Source organism: Pengzhenrongella frigida, from assembly GCF_004168625.1.
Taxonomy (GTDB): Bacteria; Actinomycetota; Actinomycetes; order Actinomycetales; family Cellulomonadaceae; genus Pengzhenrongella; species Pengzhenrongella frigida.
Genome location: NZ_SDWW01000019.1, coordinates 1 through 17420 on the forward strand (window position 1 = coordinate 1; position 17420 = coordinate 17420).

The following is a 17420-nucleotide window of genomic DNA, read 5'->3' on the forward strand; positions in this document are numbered from 1 at the left end:
CGTGTGGCGCTTATCCCCGCATTTTGGTATCTCCACACGCTCATCATATCCACGCTAAGCGACACACTACATGTGTACTACGGTACGGGCAGGGTCCGACATCCCCGCCCCGCCATCCACACCCCCCACCTGACCAGCCACAACACACGCCAGTCGGCCCGGGGACGCACCCAGCCGGCCGCCGATGGCCGCCGTCGGGCACTCCGCACTGAACTCCGCAAGAAGACTTGTACAACGACTGTTGTGCATCTACGCTGGCTTGCATGAGCCCGGACCCGTCCCGCCCCACCGTCACCCAGGTCGACGACCCGCGCGCGATGCGCGCCCTGGCCCACCCGCTGCGGCTTCGGCTCCTCGCCGCGCTCCGGTCGCACGGTCCCCAGCCGGTCGGTGCGCTCGCCCGGACCTTCGGCATCGCCGCGGGGTCTGCCAGCTACCACCTGCGCACGCTCGCCGAGCACGGCCTCGTCGTCGAAGCGCCCGAGCTCGCGCACGACGCGCGCGAACGATGGTGGCGCGCGGGCGCGGAGCTCACCAGCTGGGAGCCCGCCGACGTCCTGGGCGACCCCGAGCGGTGGGCGGCGCTCGACGTGCTGCGCCGCACCGTCCTACGCGGCTACGTCGAGCAGCTCGAAGCCGCTCTCACCGCCGAGGCGGACCTGCCGCGGGAGTGGGTCGCGGCCAGCTTCCAGGGAGACGACCGTCTCGACCTGACCGTTCAGGAGCTGGCTGAGCTGCGGGCGGACCTCGAAGCGCTCTTCGAGCGGTGGCACGCGCGCAGCGACGCCGCCCGGCCCGACGCCCGGTCCGTCCTGATCATCGGGCACGCCTTCCGTCAGCCGGATCCGACCAACCAGGCGCCGATGCCCCCGCCGAACCCGGACGCACCCCAGGCGCACCACGACACCACCCCGGCGCAGCAGACAGATGGCGCCCGGTGAGCGTAGGCAACCCGAGCGCGCGCCGCCGGCCGACGGCGCCCCGTGCCCTCGCCGGCCTGCTCGTGGCCCATACCCTCGCGGCGGCCGGGAACGTGGTCACGTTCGTCGCGCTGCCCCTCTACGTGCTCGCCGAGACGGGCAGCCCCGCGATGGCGGGCGTCCTTGCCGTCGCGACCACGCTGCCGGTCGTCGTCGGCGGCGCGTTCGGCGGAGTCCTCGTGGACCGGTTCGGCTACCGGCGATCGTCCGTGCTCTCCGACGTGGTCGGTGCGGTGACCGTCGGGGCCATCCCGCTGCTGCACGTCACCGTCGGTCTGCCGTTCGGGGTGCTCCTCGCGCTCGTGTTCGCGACGGGCCTGCTCGACACGCCCGGCAAGTCAGCCCGCACCGCACTCGTGCCCGAGGCTGCCTCGCTCGCGGGCGTGCCGCTCGAGCGCGCCCTCGGCTGGTGGGGTGCCGCCTCCCGCGGCGCGATGCTGGTCGGGGCCCCGGTGGCCGGACTGCTGGTCGCGTGGTGGGGGCCGCTGCTCGTGCTCGTCGTGAACGCCGCGGCGTTCCTCGCCTCCGCCGTCGTGGTCGCCGTCGGGGTGCCCGCGAGGCTGCGGCCGAACGACGACGACGCCCCGTCCCCGCCCCCCGGGCACGCCGACCCCCAGCCGGGCTACTGGCGCGCCCTGGGCGAGGGCGTGCGCGTCCTGTGGGGCAACCCGCTCCTGCGCGCTGTGGTCCTCCTCGTGCTGGTGACGAACGCGCTCGACATCGGTCGGTCGAGCGTGATCCTGCCGGTCTATGCCGAACGTGAGCTGGCCGGGGCCACGTCGCTCGGCCTGCTGATCGGCGCGAGCGGGCTCGGCATGTTCGTCGGCGCGCTGCTGTTCAGCGCCCTCGGGTCCCGGGTACCGCGCCGGATGGTCTTCGCGGTCGGCTTCCTCCTGGCCGGCGGGCCGCAGCTCATCGTGCTCGCGTTGCGGCCGGGACTCGGATGGTGCCTGCTCGCGGCCGTGCTCGCAGGCCTCGCCGCGGGCTCGATCAACCCGATCCTCGACACCGTGCTGCTCGAGCAGGTGCCCCCGTCGATGCGGGCGCGCGTGTTCGGGGTGGTCGACGCCGGCTGCTGGGCAGCGATGCCCGTCGGGGCGCTCGCGACCGGGTTCCTGGTCGAAGGGCTGGGTCTCGTGCCGAGCCTCCTCCTCCTCGGTGCCACCTACCTCCTGGTCACGCTGGCCCCGTTCGTCGGGTCCGTCTGGGCGGGGCTGGACCGTCGCCTCCTGCCCGTGCCCGACCCCGACGCCGATACCGTGGTCCGGTGACCGATCCACGCACGACCCGCGCCATTGACGACCCGACGACGACCCCGACGACCGTCGGCCTGGACCCGGCCTGGATACGCGGCGCCGTCGCACGTGCGCTCGACGAGGACCTCGGCGCCGCCCCCGGCCGGGACGTGACCACGCAGGCCACCGTGCCGGTGGACGAGACCGGCGTCGCGCACCTCGTGGCGCGCGAGGCCGGCGTCGTCGCGGGCCTGGTGGTCGTCGCCGACGTGCTCGACCAGGTCGCGGACCGCCTGGCCCTGCCCGACGCGACCGTCGAGCTCCTGGTGCCCGACGGCGCCCGGGTCGCGGCCGGTGAGCTCCTCGCCGTCCTGCGCGGCCCGGTCCAGGTGCTCCTCGTGGCCGAACGCACCCTGTTGAACCTGGCGAGCCGCGCGTCCGGCGTCGCGACCCACACCCGGCGGTGGGCCGATGCGCTGGCCGGCTCCGGGGCCACCGTCCTCGACACCCGCAAGACCACCCCCGGTCTGCGGGCGCTCGAGAAGTACGCCGTGCGCTGCGGCGGCGGTACCAACAAGCGGATGGGCCTGTACGACGTCGCGATGGTCAAGGACAACCACGTCGTCGCCGCCGGATCGGTCGCCGCGGCGGTCGCCGCCGTGCGCGCGCACTTCCCCGACGTCCTCGTGCAGGTCGAGGCGGACACCCTCGACCAGGCGCTCGAGGCGCTGGACGCGGGCGCGCGGTTCCTGCTGCTCGACAACATGCCGACACCGCTCCTGACCCGCGTGGTCGCCGCCGTGCGCGCGCGTCAGGTCGAGACCGGCCCGGTCGAGCTCGAGGCGACCGGCAACCTCACGCTCGACCGGGCCGCCGAGGTCGCCGGGACCGGTGTCGACTACCTCTCCGTCGGCGCCCTCACCCATTCCTCGCCGATCCTCGACCTCGCGCTCGACCTCGTCGCGCGGTCCTGATCCCGCCCCCGGTGGCGGGAAATCGCCCGCCCGTCGGGGCTGGCGGGCTTGCCAACGCCGCCGGTCGGTAGTATCGACCGGTGACTTCGCCAGCCAGCAACGCCAGTCCCGTCTCGCCGGACCCGGAAGCTGGGGCGGACACGGCCTCCCTGCCCGAGCAGATGCAGGTGCGGCTGGACAAGCGGGAGCGGCTCCTCGCCGCCGGTCAGCAGGCCTACCCCGTGTCCGTCCCGCGCACGCACACGATCGCCCAGGTGCGCGCGGAGCACCCCGACCTCGAGTCGGGCCAGGAGACGGACGACGTCGTCGGGGTCGCCGGCCGCGTGGTCTTCCTGCGCAACACCGGCAAGCTCTGCTTCGTCAGCCTGCAGGACGGCGAGGGCGAGCGCCTCCAGATCATGCTCAGCCTGGCCTCGATCGGCGCGGAGTCCCTTGCCGCGTTCAAGGCCGACGTCGATCTCGGCGATCACCTGTTCGCGCACGGAAAGGTCATCAGCTCGCGTCGCGGCGAGCTGTCGGTCTTCGCCGACGAGTGGCAGCTGGCGTCGAAGGCATTGCGGCCGTTGCCGGTCCTGTTCAAGGACCTCTCCGAGGAAAGCCGTGTCCGCCAGCGGTATGTCGATCTCATTGCCCGCCCGGCCGCGCGCGACATGGTGCGATTGCGGGCCGCCGTCGTGCGCTCGGTTCGTGAGAATCTGCACCGCCGCGCGTACCTCGAGGTCGAGACGCCGATGCTGCACACGATTGCCGGCGGTGCCTCCGCGCGCCCCTTCACGACCCACATGAATGCCTTTGACCTGGAGCTGTACCTGCGGATCGCGCCGGAGCTGTTCCTCAAGCGGGCGGTCGTCGGTGGGGTCGAGCGGGTCTATGAGATCAACCGGAACTTCCGCAATGAGGGCGTCGACTCGACGCACTCTCCCGAATTCGCCTCGCTCGAGGCCTATGAGGCGTACGGCGATTACGACACGATGGCCGAGCTCACCCGCGATCTGGTGCAGACCGCCGCGATGGACGCCCTCGGTACGACGACGATCACGCTGCCGAGCGGCGAGGACTACGAGCTCGGTGGTGAATGGGCCCAGCTGCGGTTGTACGACTCCCTTTCCGCTGCGCTCGGGGAAGAGATCACGCCGTCGACCTCGGTCGAGGAGCTCCACAAGTACGCCGATCGCTTCGGCATCGCCGTCGACCCGCAGAAGGCCAATCACGGGAAGCTCGTGGAGGCCGTCTGGGAGCACCTGGTGGGGGATCACCTCTACGCACCCACGTTCGTGCGCGACTTCCCCGTCGAGACCTCCCCGCTGACCCGGGCGCACCGAACCGAGGCGGGCAAGGTCGAGAAGTGGGACCTGTACGTGCGCGGCTTCGAGCTGGCGACCGCCTACTCCGAGCTGGTCGACCCCGTCATCCAGCGCCAGCGCCTCGAGGCCCAGGCCCTGATGGCCGCGGCCGGCGACGACGAGGCGATGGCGGTCGACGAGGACTTTCTCACAGCAATGGAGTACGCCATGCCGCCCGCAGGTGGCATGGGTCTCGGCATAGACCGGTTGTTGATGGCACTGACCGGCCTTGGTGTCCGTGAGACGATCTTGTTCCCGTTGGTCAAGCCGCTCGCCTGACTGAGCCGAAAAGGTGAAAGCGTGAGCCCGTTCCTCACTGCCGTTGCTGCGCTCGTCCCCTCTGCGGGCGTGGGCTTCCTGTTCTACCTTGCGATCCGGGCACTTGTTAATGCCGACCGGACCGAGCGTGCGGCACTTGCGCGGATGGACGCAGAGGAGCGCATCGCGCGCAACTCCGGGGACGCGCCGAAGTAATCGGCGCTGAGATCACCCTTCGCGCGCGGCGCTTTGGTCGCACCAAAGGCTGGTCTTATCCACAGGACTTGGGGCCTACACTTTGACGGGGGATTGTCGAGGTGTCATGCTTTTGCATGCCACGTGTTTTTCATCCAGCATTAAGGGGTAATCCGATGGCTCAGAAGGTCCAGGTTCTACTTGTAGACGATATCGATGGCGGAACTGCCGACGAGACCGTCACCTTTTCCCTCGATGGCGTCTCTTACGAGATCGACCTGACGGCGGAGCACGCCCGGGAGCTGCGCGAGGGATTCGGCCAGTGGGTCGGCCACGCGCGCAAGCTCAGCGGCCGCACGGCTGGTCGCCCGGCACGCAGCGGCGTGCGCCGGTCCGGCGGGGCGAGCGACGCCACCGCGATTCGCGAGTGGGCTCGGGCGAACGGCCACAACGTGTCCGAGCGTGGACGTATCTCGGCCGGCATCAAGGCTGCCTACGAGGCTGCGCACTGAGCTCTGCCGGCAGTGAGCGGTCCCCCCTGACTTCGGCCAGCGGGTAGCCCCACCCGCAACGCCTGAGCGCTGACGTCCCGACCGGACGTCAGCGCTCAGGCGTTGCGGGCTTTTTTCGGCCCATCCGCAGGTCAGGCCGGACGGGTGGCGGTGAGCTCGCGGACGGCCGCGTACTGGTCGCGCACGTGCGGGGTGGGCTGGGCGGTGAACGTCAGGACATCCGACGACGAGGCCCATTCGGGCGGTCGGACCGTGCCCGCGAGCGCCCATGCGGCCTGCCGTGCGGCGCCGTCCGCCACGTACTCCCCGGCCGGCGGGACCAGCACGTCGACCCCCAGCACCGCTGGGGCGATCTGACGGACGGCCTCGGACTTCGCCCCGCCGCCGATGAGGAACACGCGGCGCACGGGCACGCCCTGGGCCCGCAGCGCCTCGAGGCCGTCGGCCAGGCCGCAGAGCATGCCCTCCACCGCCGCGCGGGCCAGGTGCGCCGGCGTGGTGTTGGCCAACCGCATCCCGTGCAGGGCACCGGTCGCCTCCGGCCGGTTGGGGGTGCGCTCGCCCTCGAGGTACGGGACGAGCACGAGCCCGTCGGCGCCCGCCGGGGCGGACAGTGCCAGCGTGCTGAGCTCGTCGTGGTCGACGCCGAGCATCCGGGCGGCGGCGTCGAGCACCCGGGAGGCGTTGAGCGTGCAGGCGAGCGGGAGGAAGGCGCCCGTGGCGTCCGCGAACCCGGTGACGAGTCCGCTCGGGTCTGCCGTCGAGGTCGCCGAGATCGCCGAGACCACCCCGGAGGTGCCGAGAGACACCGCGACGTCCCCCTCGACCATGCCCATCCCGAGGGCGGCCGCGGCGTTGTCACCCGCACCTGCGCCCAGGACCGCCCCGGCCGGAGTCGTCCCGGCCCGCTCACCGGGACCGATCACCCGGGGGAGGACGGCGTCGTGCCCGAGGGCGAGGGTGAGCAGATCGGTCCGGTACCCGTCGGTGATCGGTGACCAGTACCCGGTCCCGGACGCGTCCGACCGATCGGTCGTCAGGGCGGCGAGCGCCGCCGCATCGGCCGCGGCATCCGTCGCCGCGCCCGCACCCGGTCCGTGGCCGGCGAGCCGCCAGGTCAGCCAGTCGTGCGGCAGGGCGACCGCCGCGACCCGGGCCGCGTTCTGCGGCTCGGCGTCGCGCAGCCAGCGCAGCTTGGTCACCGTGAGCGAGGCGACCGGGACGGAGCCGATGGCCTTGGCCCACGCGGCCGCGCCGGCCTCCGGGTCACCGTCGCCGAGCTCGAGCACGAGGTCACGCGCCGCGCCCGCGGACCGGGTGTCGTTCCACAGCAGCGCGGGGCGCACGACGGCCCCGTCCGGGTCCAGGGTCACCATGCCGTGCTGCTGCCCGCCCACGGCGAGGGCGGCGACGTCGGCGAGCCCGCCGGCGTCGGCCACTGCCGCCTGCAGCGCCTCCCACCAGCGCTCCGGCTCCACCTCGGTGCCATCGGGGTGGGCTGCCCGACCCGAGCGGACGAGCGCACCGGTCTCGGCGTCCCGGATCACGACCTTGCACGACTGGGTGGACGAGTCCACTCCGGCGACCAGCGTCATTGCTGCAGTTCCTTCCACATCAGTCACGGCGAGAGAACGAGAAAAGCGGTGTCAGACCCCGCGCGGGCCGGGGCTCACGCGGGGTCTGACACCGCCGGTGGAGAACAACGGTCAGCGGGCACCCAGGGCGTGCTCGAGGGCCAGCTGGTTGAGCCGGATGAAGCCGAAGCCCCGCTCGGCCACGGCGTCGATGTCGAGGTCCTCGTACGCCGAGGTGTCCGCGACCAGGTCGGCCAGGGTCTCGCCCTCGGCGAGGGTCGGGACGGCGAGGTCGAACACGCCGGCCTCCTCGAGAGCCGCCTGGACCTCGGGGTCGGCGCGGAACGCGAGCGCCCGCTCCTTGAGGAGCAGGTAGGCGCTCATGTTCGCGGCCGCGGAGTCCCACACGCCCGTGAAGCTCTCGGTGCGCGAGGGCTTGTAGTCGAAGTGGACCGGGCCGTCGTAGCGCGGGCCGCCGCTGGGGAACCCGTTGACCAGGAGGTCGACGGTCCCGAACGCGGAGAACAGGTCGCCGTGGCCGAACACGAGGTCCTGGTCGTACTTGATGGACTTCTGCCCGTTGAGGTCGATGTGGAAGAGCTTGTCGGCCCACAGCGCCTGCGCGATGCTCGACGTGTAGTTCAGGCCGGCCATCTGCTCGTGCCCGGTCTCCGGGTTCACCCCGACGATGTCACCGTGCTCGAGCTCGGCGATGAAGGCCAGCGCGCTGCCGACCGTCGGCAGGATGATGTCGCCGCGGGGCTCGTTCGGCTTGGGCTCGATGGCGATCTTCAGCCCGTATCCCTGCTCCTTGATGTACGCGGCGACGGTGTCGATGCCCTCGCGGTAGCGGTCGTGCGCGGCCTTGAGGTCCTTGGCGCTGTCGTACTCGGCGCCCTCGCGGCCGCCCCACATGACGAACGTCTCGGCGCCGAGCTCGGCGGCCAGGTCGACGTTGCGGACGACCTTGCGCAGGCCGTAGCGGCGCACCCGGCGGTCGTTCGAGGTGAACGCGCCGTCCTTGAAGATCGGGTGGGTGAACGTGTTGGTCGTGATCATCTCGACCTTGACGCCGGTCTCGTCCAGGGCAGCCTTGAAGCGGGCGAGGATCTTGTCGCGGGTCGCGGCGTCGGAGCCGAACGGGACGACGTCGTCGTCGTGGAACGTCACGTAGCTCGCGCCGAGCTTGGCCAGCTGGTGCACGGACTCGACCGGGTCGAGCCACGGTCGGGTGGCCTCGCCGAACTGGTCGCGGGCCTCCCAGCCGACGGTCCAGAGACCGAAGGAGAACTTGTCTGCGGGGGTGGGCGTGGGGGTCATCGAACTCTCCTCGTCGAGATTTGTTGTATGCATGAACTTATCCGGCCTTCGGGCTAGGGTCAAGCCATGGCCGACGACGACTTCTCCCCGCGGACCGCGCACCAGATCAGGTCCGGTGGGTCCGCGCCGGACGCTGGCCCGAGCCCCGCACCTACCCGCACGCGGCAGGTCTCGGGGGGTGGCCGCGCTGCCCGACAGGCGGGTCTTCGCGAGCACAACCTCAGCCTCGCGCTGCGCCAGGTGCTCGACGCGCAGACCCCAGTGTCCCGCGCGGGCATCGCCGCCGCCACCGGCCTGGCGCGCGCCACCGTGTCCGGGCTCGTCGACCTGCTGATCGAGGCGGATCTCGTGCGTGAGCTCGACCCGCCCGCTGCGGTCCGGGCCGGCCGGCCGGCCGTGCCGCTCGTCCCGGCGCGGGGGACCGTGGCGGGAGTGGGCATGGAGGTCAACGTCGACTACATCGGCGTCCGCGCGGTCGACATCGCCGGTCGCGTGCTCATCGAGCGGATCGAGCTCGGTGACTTCCGGCGCAGCGATCCCGTCGTCGTGCTCGACCGGCTCGCCCGCATCGCCGACCGGACGATCGCGGCCCTGATCGCCGACGGCGTCCGGATCGCAGGGACCGCGCTCGCGCTGCCCGGCCTCGTCGACCGGATCACCGGGCCGCTGCGGGTCGCGCCGAACCTGGGCTGGCGCGACGTCGACGTGGTCGCGCTGATGACCTCGCACCCGGTGCTCGCCGGCTTCCCGCCGCACCTCGCGAACGAGGCGAACCTCGCGGCCCGCGCCGAGGCGCACGTCCGGCGGGCCGGCGGGCCGGCGAGCTTCGTCTATGTCTCGGGTGAGGTCGGCATCGGCGGCGCGATCGTGCTCAACGGCGAGATCTTCCGCGGTCGGCACGGGTGGAGCGGGGAGATCGGCCACATGGTCGTCGACCCGTTCGGGGAGCGAGGGGCAGCCGGGGGCACGCTCGAGAGCCTCGCGGGCCAGGACGCCCTGATGGCCGGTGCCGGGATCGACCTGTCGCTGCCCATCTCGCACCTGGCCGACGCGGCCGCGGCCGGCGACCCGTCGGCGCTCGGCTCCCTGCGGCGCGGCGCGGAGGCGCTCGGGGTCGCGCTCGCCAACGTCGCCAACGTGGTCGACGTCGACGAGGTCGTGCTGGGCGGGACGTTTGCACCGCTGTACCCGTACGTGCACGCGACCGTCGCCGACCAGCTCGCGCACGGCGTGATCTTCGCGCCGTGGGCGCCGCTGCGCGTCACGGAGTCGATCGCGGGCGAGTATCCCGCGATGACCGGTGCCGCCCTCGCGGTCGTCGAGACGGTCGTGGCCGACCCCGGGTCCTGGTTGCCGGTGGCCGCGGACTGAGATTTGTTCGTTACCCGATCGTGATGCTGACAACGGGTCGAGTGGTTGCGACGGTCCGCAGGCGGCTATAAGTTCGAGTCGACAACAAATCGATCTCGTCGAACGAGATCGGTGGGGGAGACCGGGGCCTTGGCCCCGCGAGGGTTCTCGAGCCTCCCCCGAGAGGGTGCGACGAGGCACCTGCTGTGCCGGCCGGGTGGTCCGGTCGATGATGCGAAGGGGCAGACAACGATGTCACTCAAACGAACCAAGGTCGTCGCGGCCGTAGCAGGGCTCGCGTTCATGGTGGTCGGCATGACGGCCTGCAGCAGCGAGCGCACGACTGCGGGCGACGACGAGACCACTGCCGGGGAGGAAGCGGCGGCAGGCGGAGAGCTGATCGGCATCGCGATGCCGACGAAGAGCCTCGAGCGCTGGAACAAGGACGGCGCCCACCTCGAGGAGCTCCTCCAGGAGGCCGGCTACGAGACCACGCTGCAGTACGCCGACAACAAGGTCGACCAGCAGATCACCCAGCTCCAGAACATCATCAACCAGGACCCCGCGGTCATCGTGGTCGCCTCGATCGACGGCACGGCGCTCGCGCCCGTGCTTGCCGACGCTGCGGGCCGCGGGATCAAGATCGTGGCGTACGACCGCCTGATCAACGGCACCGACAACGTCGACTACTACGCGACGTTCGACAACTACGAGGTCGGCCAGCTCCAGGGGCAGTTCATCGAGGAGGCCCTCGACCTGAAGAACGCCGCAGGCCCGTTCAACCTCGAGCCGTTCGCCGGTTCGCCGGACGACAACAACGCGAAGTTCTTCTTCTCCGGCGCCTGGGACGTCCTGAGCCCTTACGTCGAGTCCGGCAAGCTGGTCGTCGCGTCCGGCAAGGCCCCGGCGAGCAACGACGAGTGGGCGAGCATCGGTGTCCAGGGCTGGTCGTCCGACACCGCGCAGTCGGAGATGCAGAACCGGCTCAACTCGTTCTACGCGACCGGCAAGGTCGACGTCGTGCTCTCCCCGAACGACTCGCTCGCGCTGGGTATCGAGCAGGCGCTCGAAGGCTCCGGCTACACGGTCGGTGCGGACTGGCCGCTGGTGACGGGACAGGACGGCGACCAGGCCAACGTGATGAACATGCTGGCCGACAAGCAGGCCATGACGGTCTGGAAGGACACTCGCACCCTCGGTGACCAGGTCGCCAAGATGGTCGACCAGATGGTCAAGGGCGAGGAGGTCGAGGTCAACGACACCGAGACCTACGACAACGGCAACAAGGTCGTCCCGACCTACCTGCTGCCGCCGGTCGTCGTCGTCAAGGAGACGGTCCAGCCCCTGCTCGTGGACTCGGGCTTCTACGAGGCCAGCGATCTCGGCTTGTAGTTCCTGATCCGCGCGTCGGGTCGGCGATCGGGTCTCTGCAGCGGATCACGCCGCAGAGACCCGATCGCGGGCCCCCGCCGTCCCCACCCGAGCCGACGACTGCGAGATGACATGTCGAGTCAGAACACCATTCTGGAGATGCGGAGCATCACCAAGACGTTCCCTGGCGTCAAGGCCCTGCAGGACGTGACCCTGGAGGTCTCTCGCGGGGAGGTGCACGCGATCTGCGGGGAGAACGGGGCCGGCAAGTCGACTCTGATGAACGTCCTGTCCGGGGTCTACCCGCACGGGTCCTACGAGGGCGACGTCCTTTTCGAGGGCGAGCCCTGCGAGTTCCGCAACATCCGGGACAGCGAGCATCGCGGGATCGTGATCATCCACCAGGAGCTCGCGCTGAGTCCCTACCTCTCGATCGCCGAGAACATCTTCCTCGGCAACGAGCAGCAGACGCGCGGTGTCATCGACTGGAACGCGACCAACTCGGAAGCAGCAAAGCTGCTCGCCCGGGTGGGCCTGGACGAGAGCCCGGACACGAAGATCGTCGACATCGGGGTCGGCAAGCAGCAGCTCGTGGAGATCGCCAAAGCGCTGTCCAAGCGGGTCAAGCTGCTCATCCTCGACGAGCCGACGGCGGCCCTGAACGACGAGGACAGTGCGCACCTGCTCGACCTCATCCGCAGCCTCAAGGGCCATGGGATCACGTCGATCATCATCTCCCACAAGCTGAACGAGATCGCCGCCATCGCCGACCGGACCACGGTCATCCGCGACGGCCAGACGATCGAGACGCTCGACATGCGCGGTGCCACGCCGGTCAGCGAGGAGCAGATCATCCGTGCGATGGTCGGGCGCTCGCTCGACCACCGGTTCCCCGAGCGGACGCCGAACATCGGTGCGGAGGTGTTCCGGGTCGAGGACTGGACCGTGCACCACCCGATCGACACGACCCGCGTCGTGGTCGACCACGCCAACCTTCACGTCCGACGCGGCGAGATCATCGGCCTTGCGGGGCTGATGGGAGCCGGCCGGACGGAGCTCGCGATGAGCATCTTCGGGCGGACCTACGGTGCCCACATCAGCGGCCGGCTGATCAAGGACGGCAAGGAGATCCAGACCCACAGCGTGGGTCAGGCCATCCGCCACGGCATCGCCTACGCGACCGAGGACCGCAAGAAGTACGGCCTCAATCTGCTCTCCGACATCAAGCGCAACATCACCGCCTCGGCGCTCGGCAAGGTCGCCCGGTGGGGCGTCATGGACGCCAGCGGAGAGTCGCGCATCGCCGGGAAGTTCCGCACCGACATGAACATCAAGGCGCCGTCGGTCGACGTCATCACCGGCACCCTCTCGGGTGGCAACCAGCAGAAGGTCGTGCTGTCCAAGTGGGTCTTCACCGACCCCGACGTGCTGATCCTGGACGAGCCGACCCGCGGGATCGACGTCGGCGCGAAGTACGAGATCTACACGATCATCAACGCCCTCGCCGACTCGGGGAAGGCCGTCATCTTCATCTCGTCGGAGCTTCCGGAGCTCCTCGGCATCTGCGACCGGATCTACGCGCTGTCGACGGGACGGATCACCGGCGAGCTCACCCGGGCCGAGGCCAACCAGGAGTCGCTCATGCACCTCATGACCATGGAGAAGGAAGCAGTCCGATGAGCACCAGCGGGACGACCACCACCGCGCCGACCGGCAGCCCGTCGGGCTCCAGCACGGCGAACATGCTGAAGAAGTCCTTGGGCGGCAGCCTCCGTCAGTACGGGATCATCGGCGCGCTGATCGTCATCGTGCTGCTGTTCCAGGTCCTCACGGACGGCAAGCTCCTGCTGCCGAACAACGTGGCAAGCCTGGTCCAGCAGAACGCGTACGTGATGATTCTCGCCATCGGGATGGTCATCGTGATCGTCGCCGGTCACATCGACCTGTCGGTCGGGTCGGTGGTCGCGTTCATCGGTGGGGTCGTCGCCCTCCTGATGAAGGATATGGGGTTGCCGTGGTTCCTGGCGGTCCTCGCCGGCATCGCGCTCGGCGCGCTCGTCGGCGCCTGGCAGGGGTACTGGGTGGCCTACGTCGGGATACCGGCCTTCATCGTCACGCTGGCGGGCATGCTCATCTTCCGCGGTCTGGCGGTCATCATCGTCGGGGTCACGGTCGCCGGGTTCCCGGAGGGCTTCGTGAAGATCTCGAACGGATCGCTGCCGAACGCGCTCGGCTTCGTGGCGAACCGAGACGTCGTCACGCTGGTCCTGGGTGCTGTCACGATCGCCGCCCTCGTCCTCAGCCAGATCCGGACGCGGCGCACGCTCCTCAAGCACGGGCTCCGCACCGAGCCGCTCGGGGCCATGGTCGCCAAGCTGGTGATCTTCTCGGCGCTCATCGGTGGGCTCACCTGGATCCTGTCGGGCAGCCGCGGCGGCTCCCCGATCGTGCTGCTCATCGTCGGCGCGCTCATCATCGCCTACAGCTTCGTGATGGGCCGGACAGTCTTCGGCCGGCACGTCTATGCGATCGGCGGCAACCTGCACGCGGCGATCCTCTCCGGCGTGAACACCCGCAAGGTCAACTTCATGATCTTCGTGAACATGGGCGTCCTGGCCGGCATCGCCGCCATCGTGACCACGTCCCGGGCCGGGGCCGCAGTCGCAGCCGCCGGGATGAACTACGAGCTCGACGCGATCGCGGCCTGCTTCATCGGTGGCACCGCGGTCACCGGCGGCATCGGCCGGATCTCGGGCGCGATCATCGGTGCGCTCATCATGGGCGTGCTCAACATGGGCCTGTCGATCATGGCGGTCGACCCGGCCTGGCAGCAGGCGATCAAGGGCCTCGTGCTCCTGCTCGCCGTCGCGTTCGACCTGGTCAACAAGCGCCGCGTCGGCGGCCGCTGACGCAGACCTTGCCCGACGGCGGCCGGCCTCGCGCCCGGTCGCGTGTCAGACCCGTGGCGGGGGATCGCCCGCACGAGGTCTCACACGTGGCCGCGCCGGGGTCGGCGGTCGTAGGATCGGCGACCGTGACCACGCCGCCGTTCACGACCCCGCAGCCGACGACCCCGCAGCCGAGCACCCCGCAGCCGAGCACCCCGCAGCCGAGCACCCCGCAAACCAGCAGCCCGAGGACGGTGTGGATCGGCACCTACCCCGAGGCCGGTGCGGGCACGCCCGCCGGGCTCGGCGAGGGCATCTGGCGGGTCGCGCTCGGCGCGCTCGGCGTCGCGCTCCCGGGCCCCACCGCCGCCGGCCCGGTCCTCGCCGCGACGACCCCCGCGCCGTCGTTCCTGGCGACCCACCCCGGCGGACGCGTGCTGTACGCGGTCGGCGAGCAGGCGGCGGGCACCGTCACCGCCTTCGCAGCGGGACCCGACGGGCGGCTCGGCGCGCTCGCGGTGGTGTCGTCCGGCGGCGCCGACCCCTGTCACCTCCTGCTCGCCCCGGACATGCGCACCCTGTACGTCACGAACTACAGCTCAGGCTCGGTCGGGGTGCTGCCGCTGGACGTCGACGGCAGCTTCGCGCGCGCCACGATCGCCGCCGGCGGTCCCGTCCAGGTGCTCACGCACTCCGGTTCCGGGCCCGACGCCGACCGCCAGGAGGCCCCGCACGCGCACTCCGCGGCGTTCGCCCCCGGCGGCGCGCACCTGCTCGTGGCCGACCTCGGCACCGACGAGCTGCGCCGCTACCGCATCGCGATCGACGGACGGCTGACCCCGGACGGCATCGCGGCGACCCTGCCACCCGGCACGGGCCCGCGACACCTCGCCGTGCGGACGAGCCCGACGACCGAGGTCGACCGTCCGGACGGCGTGATCTACCTGGTCGGCGAGCTCGACGTGACCGTGCGCGTGCTCCGCTGGGACGGCGAGAGCGCGACGGCGACCCTGATCCAGACCCTGCCCGCCTGCGGCTCGTCGCCCCGCGACCACCCGGCCGACCTGCCGGAGCCGGACAGCGACCGACACACCGTGGTGCCGGAGCGGGGCGACGCCGCGACCGTGGTGCCGGAGCGGGGCGACGCCGCGAGCGTGGTGCCGGAGGCGGCCGACGCCGCGAGCGTGGTGCCGGTGCCGGTGCCGTCGTCCGCCGCCGCGCCCACGGTGTCGCTGCCGGCGCACGTGGTGCTCGGCGCGGACCGTCTGCTCGTGTCTGTGCGAGGTGCGGACGTGCTGGCGGAATTTGAGGTCGACCCGCGCACCGGGCTGCTGGCGCCGGTCGCCGAGGTCCCGGCCGGTGGTTCCTGGCCGCGGCACTTCGCGGTGGTCGACGGCGTCCCCCTGGTCGCCAACCAGCACTCCGACACCATCACCGCCCTCCACCGACCCACCGCGCCCACCGGCCCCACCACCCTCACCGCCCCGGTCGGATCGGCTTCGATCCCGATCCCGGCACCGGCCTGCGTCGTCCCGGCGATCTGACCGTCCCCGCGCCGACGGTTTCCCGGGAAATCTGCGCCCGATCCGCACCAGATCCTCTGGAAACCGGACCTGTTCGGGCTCGCCCTGGGACCGAGGGCGGCGAGTGCGGCCGAACCGCTGTTCGGGAGCTCTCGGCGGGGACTGATCGCCCGCACTCGCGGGCAACGTCTGATCGGCTCCCAGCCACGGGGTCCGTGGGCGGCGAGTGCGGCCGAACCGCTTTTCGGGAGCTCTCGGCAGGGACTGATCGCCCGCACTCGCGGCGCGAAGGGTCCGGTGGGGGGGTGGGCAGACAGGTGAGAGGGGCGGGGCGGGATGAACTGCGGGTGCGGGAGTGTTGTGCCTGTGGAGTCGCTCGGGAGCTTGTGGAGCCGTTCGGGAGGTTCGAGTGCCCGACATTCTGCGCCCGACGCCGGAGGCATTCGCGGGAGACATTCGCGCGGACGTGAAGACCGGCGCACGCGGCGACACGCGGCGCGCCTGCCCCCGAGAGCCGGCGAGTTCCGAGAGACCGGTGTTCTGCAAGACACGTGAGTTCTGAACCGAGACGAGCGAGTGACCGTGAGCATTGAGCAGCCCCGCGTGGCCATGCTCTCGGTGCACACCTCCCCGCTCGACCAGCCGGGAACCGGCGACGCCGGCGGGCTGAACGTCTACGTCACGGACCTGTCCCGGGCGCTGGCCCGCGCCGGCGCCCGGGTGGAGATCTTCACGCGGGCGACGTCGTCGCTCCAGCCGGACCTCGTCGAGCTCGACGGCGGCGATGCGCGCGTCCTCGTGCGGCACATCCCGGCCGGCCCGTTCGAGGGGCTGGACAAGAACGACCTGCCCGGCCAGCTGTGCGCCTTCACCGCCGGGGTGCTGCGCACCGAGGCCGGTCGTGCGGCCAGCTACTACGACGTCGTCCACTCGCACTACTGGCTCTCGGGCCAGGTCGGCTGGTTGGCCGCCGACCGCTGGGACGTCCCGCTCGTGCACACCATGCACACCCTCGCGAAGGTCAAGAACGCCGCGCTCGCCCCCGGTGACACGCCCGAGCCGGCCGGTCGCGTGATCGGCGAGGAGCAGGTGGTCGCCGCAGCGGACGCGCTCGTCGCGAACACCGCGCAGGAGGCCGGCGACCTCGTCGACCTGTACGGCGCCGACCCGGCGTCGCTGCACGTCGTCGCCCCCGGTGTCGACCTCGACCTGTTCCACCCGGCCAGCCCGAGCGCCGACGGCGTCGACCGGCTCCGCGAGCGACTCGGCCTGCCCACCGGCGTCCCGATCGTGCTGTTCGCCGGCCGCATCCAGGCGCTCAAGGCGCCCGACGTGCTCGTCCGCGCCCTGGCCGTCCTCGCCGCGACGGGCCGCCCCGTGCCGGTGCTCGTCGTGCTCGGCGGCCCGAGCGGGCGGCCCACCGCCCTGCGCGAGCTGCGGGGCCTGGCCACGGTGAGCGGCGTCGGGCAGCAGGTCCTGTTCCGCCCGCCGGTGCCCCGCGCCGAGCTCGCGGACTGGTTCCGGGCGGTCGATCTCGTCGCGATGCCCTCGCGCAGCGAGTCGTTCGGGCTGGTGGCCGCTGAGGCGCAGGCGAGCGGCACACCCGTCGTGGCCGCGGCGATCGGCGGGCTGCGCAGCGTGGTGCAGGACGGCGTCACCGGCCGACTCGTGCCCTCGCACGACCCGGCCGACTGGGCCGATGCGCTCGCGGACCTGCTCGCGGACGACGCCGGCCGACTCGTGCTCGCACGCGGCGCGCGGCGGGCCGGGGCAGGCCTGGGCTGGGACGCCGCGGCCGAGCAGGTGCTCAAGGTCTACGCCCTCGCAGCCCAGCGCCGCCGCGGCTGAGCCTGCCCGGGCCCGGTCCCGTCCAGCCGCGTCCACGGACCGTTGGTCC

Annotated in this window: 14 protein-coding genes; 12 read left to right on the plus strand and 2 right to left on the minus strand. The window is 71.4% G+C overall.

Annotated elements, in window-relative coordinates:
* Positions 1-263: 263 nt before the first annotated feature.
* From EUA98_RS09290 to EUA98_RS09310, 6 genes are all read left to right on the plus strand, one after another.
* Positions 264-941, plus strand: coding sequence for a helix-turn-helix domain-containing protein (locus tag EUA98_RS09290; RefSeq protein WP_130102405.1), 678 nt, complete (start codon positions 264-266; stop codon positions 939-941).
* Positions 938-2251: an MFS transporter gene (locus EUA98_RS09295; RefSeq protein ID WP_130102406.1), complete on the plus strand. Its 1314-nt coding sequence runs from the start codon at positions 938-940 to the stop codon at positions 2249-2251. The genes EUA98_RS09290 and EUA98_RS09295 overlap by 4 nt, the downstream gene beginning before the upstream one ends.
* On the plus strand, positions 2248-3189 hold the full coding sequence (nadC, locus tag EUA98_RS09300; protein WP_242511369.1) for a carboxylating nicotinate-nucleotide diphosphorylase: 942 nt from the start codon (positions 2248-2250) through the stop codon (positions 3187-3189). The genes EUA98_RS09295 and nadC overlap by 4 nt, the downstream gene beginning before the upstream one ends.
* A gap of 161 nt (positions 3190-3350) precedes the next feature.
* Complete coding sequence (gene lysS, locus EUA98_RS09305; RefSeq protein ID WP_130102466.1) at positions 3351-4811, plus strand: lysine--tRNA ligase; 1461 nt, start codon at positions 3351-3353, stop codon at positions 4809-4811.
* A gap of 21 nt (positions 4812-4832) precedes the next feature.
* The gene (locus EUA98_RS19720; protein ID WP_165372780.1) at positions 4833-5006 is read left to right on the plus strand and encodes a hypothetical protein; all 174 of its coding nucleotides are present in this window, start codon (positions 4833-4835) and stop codon (positions 5004-5006) included.
* Between the two features lie 155 nt (positions 5007-5161).
* Complete coding sequence (locus EUA98_RS09310; RefSeq protein ID WP_130102407.1) at positions 5162-5497, plus strand: histone-like nucleoid-structuring protein Lsr2; 336 nt, start codon at positions 5162-5164, stop codon at positions 5495-5497.
* A gap of 131 nt (positions 5498-5628) precedes the next feature.
* On the opposite strand, the gene xylB is transcribed toward EUA98_RS09310, so the two are convergent.
* Together xylB and xylA are read right to left on the minus strand one after the other, a co-directional pair.
* Positions 5629-7092 (minus strand): xylulokinase, encoded by a 1464-nt coding sequence (xylB, locus tag EUA98_RS09315; RefSeq protein ID WP_130102408.1) that lies wholly within the window; start codon positions 7090-7092, stop codon positions 5629-5631.
* Between the two features lie 111 nt (positions 7093-7203).
* The gene (gene xylA, locus EUA98_RS09320) at positions 7204-8391 is read right to left on the minus strand and encodes a xylose isomerase (RefSeq protein WP_130102409.1); all 1188 of its coding nucleotides are present in this window, start codon (positions 8389-8391) and stop codon (positions 7204-7206) included.
* Positions 8392-8457: 66 nt separating this feature from the next.
* Here xylA and EUA98_RS09325 point away from each other — a divergent pair, with 66 nt between their 5' ends.
* From EUA98_RS09325 to mshA, 6 genes are all read left to right on the plus strand, one after another.
* On the plus strand, positions 8458-9762 hold the full coding sequence (locus tag EUA98_RS09325) for an ROK family protein (protein WP_130102410.1): 1305 nt from the start codon (positions 8458-8460) through the stop codon (positions 9760-9762).
* Between the two features lie 231 nt (positions 9763-9993).
* Complete coding sequence (gene chvE / locus EUA98_RS09330; protein ID WP_130102411.1) at positions 9994-11133, plus strand: multiple monosaccharide ABC transporter substrate-binding protein; 1140 nt, start codon at positions 9994-9996, stop codon at positions 11131-11133.
* 138 nt (positions 11134-11271) lie between these two features.
* On the plus strand, positions 11272-12792 hold the full coding sequence (mmsA, locus tag EUA98_RS09335) for a multiple monosaccharide ABC transporter ATP-binding protein (RefSeq protein ID WP_305038283.1): 1521 nt from the start codon (positions 11272-11274) through the stop codon (positions 12790-12792).
* Positions 12789-14021, plus strand: coding sequence for a multiple monosaccharide ABC transporter permease (gene mmsB / locus EUA98_RS09340; protein ID WP_130102413.1), 1233 nt, complete (start codon positions 12789-12791; stop codon positions 14019-14021). The genes mmsA and mmsB overlap by 4 nt, the downstream gene beginning before the upstream one ends.
* Before the next feature lie 125 nt (positions 14022-14146).
* Positions 14147-15544, plus strand: coding sequence for a lactonase family protein (locus EUA98_RS09345; protein WP_130102414.1), 1398 nt, complete (start codon positions 14147-14149; stop codon positions 15542-15544).
* Between the two features lie 588 nt (positions 15545-16132).
* Positions 16133-17371, plus strand: a complete 1239-nt coding sequence (mshA, locus tag EUA98_RS09350; protein WP_130102467.1) for a D-inositol-3-phosphate glycosyltransferase — start codon at positions 16133-16135, stop codon at positions 17369-17371.
* The last annotated feature ends 49 nt before the right edge of the window (positions 17372-17420 follow it).

Coding starts and splice junctions, on each gene's coding strand:
- EUA98_RS09290 (WP_130102405.1), top strand. CDS start 264: ATGAGCCCGGACCCGTCCCGCCCCACCGTCACCCAGGTCGACGACCCG.
- lysS (WP_130102466.1), top strand. CDS start 3,351: ATGCAGGTGCGGCTGGACAAGCGGGAGCGGCTCCTCGCCGCCGGTCAG.
- EUA98_RS09310 (WP_130102407.1), top strand. CDS start 5,162: ATGGCTCAGAAGGTCCAGGTTCTACTTGTAGACGATATCGATGGCGGA.
- xylB (WP_130102408.1), bottom strand. CDS start 7,092: ATGACGCTGGTCGCCGGAGTGGACTCGTCCACCCAGTCGTGCAAGGTC.
- xylA (WP_130102409.1), bottom strand. CDS start 8,391: ATGACCCCCACGCCCACCCCCGCAGACAAGTTCTCCTTCGGTCTCTGG.
- EUA98_RS09325 (WP_130102410.1), top strand. CDS start 8,458: ATGGCCGACGACGACTTCTCCCCGCGGACCGCGCACCAGATCAGGTCC.
- chvE (WP_130102411.1), top strand. CDS start 9,994: ATGTCACTCAAACGAACCAAGGTCGTCGCGGCCGTAGCAGGGCTCGCG.
- mmsA (WP_305038283.1), top strand. CDS start 11,272: ATGCGGAGCATCACCAAGACGTTCCCTGGCGTCAAGGCCCTGCAGGAC.
- mmsB (WP_130102413.1), top strand. CDS start 12,789: ATGAGCACCAGCGGGACGACCACCACCGCGCCGACCGGCAGCCCGTCG.
- mshA (WP_130102467.1), top strand. CDS start 16,133: ATGCTCTCGGTGCACACCTCCCCGCTCGACCAGCCGGGAACCGGCGAC.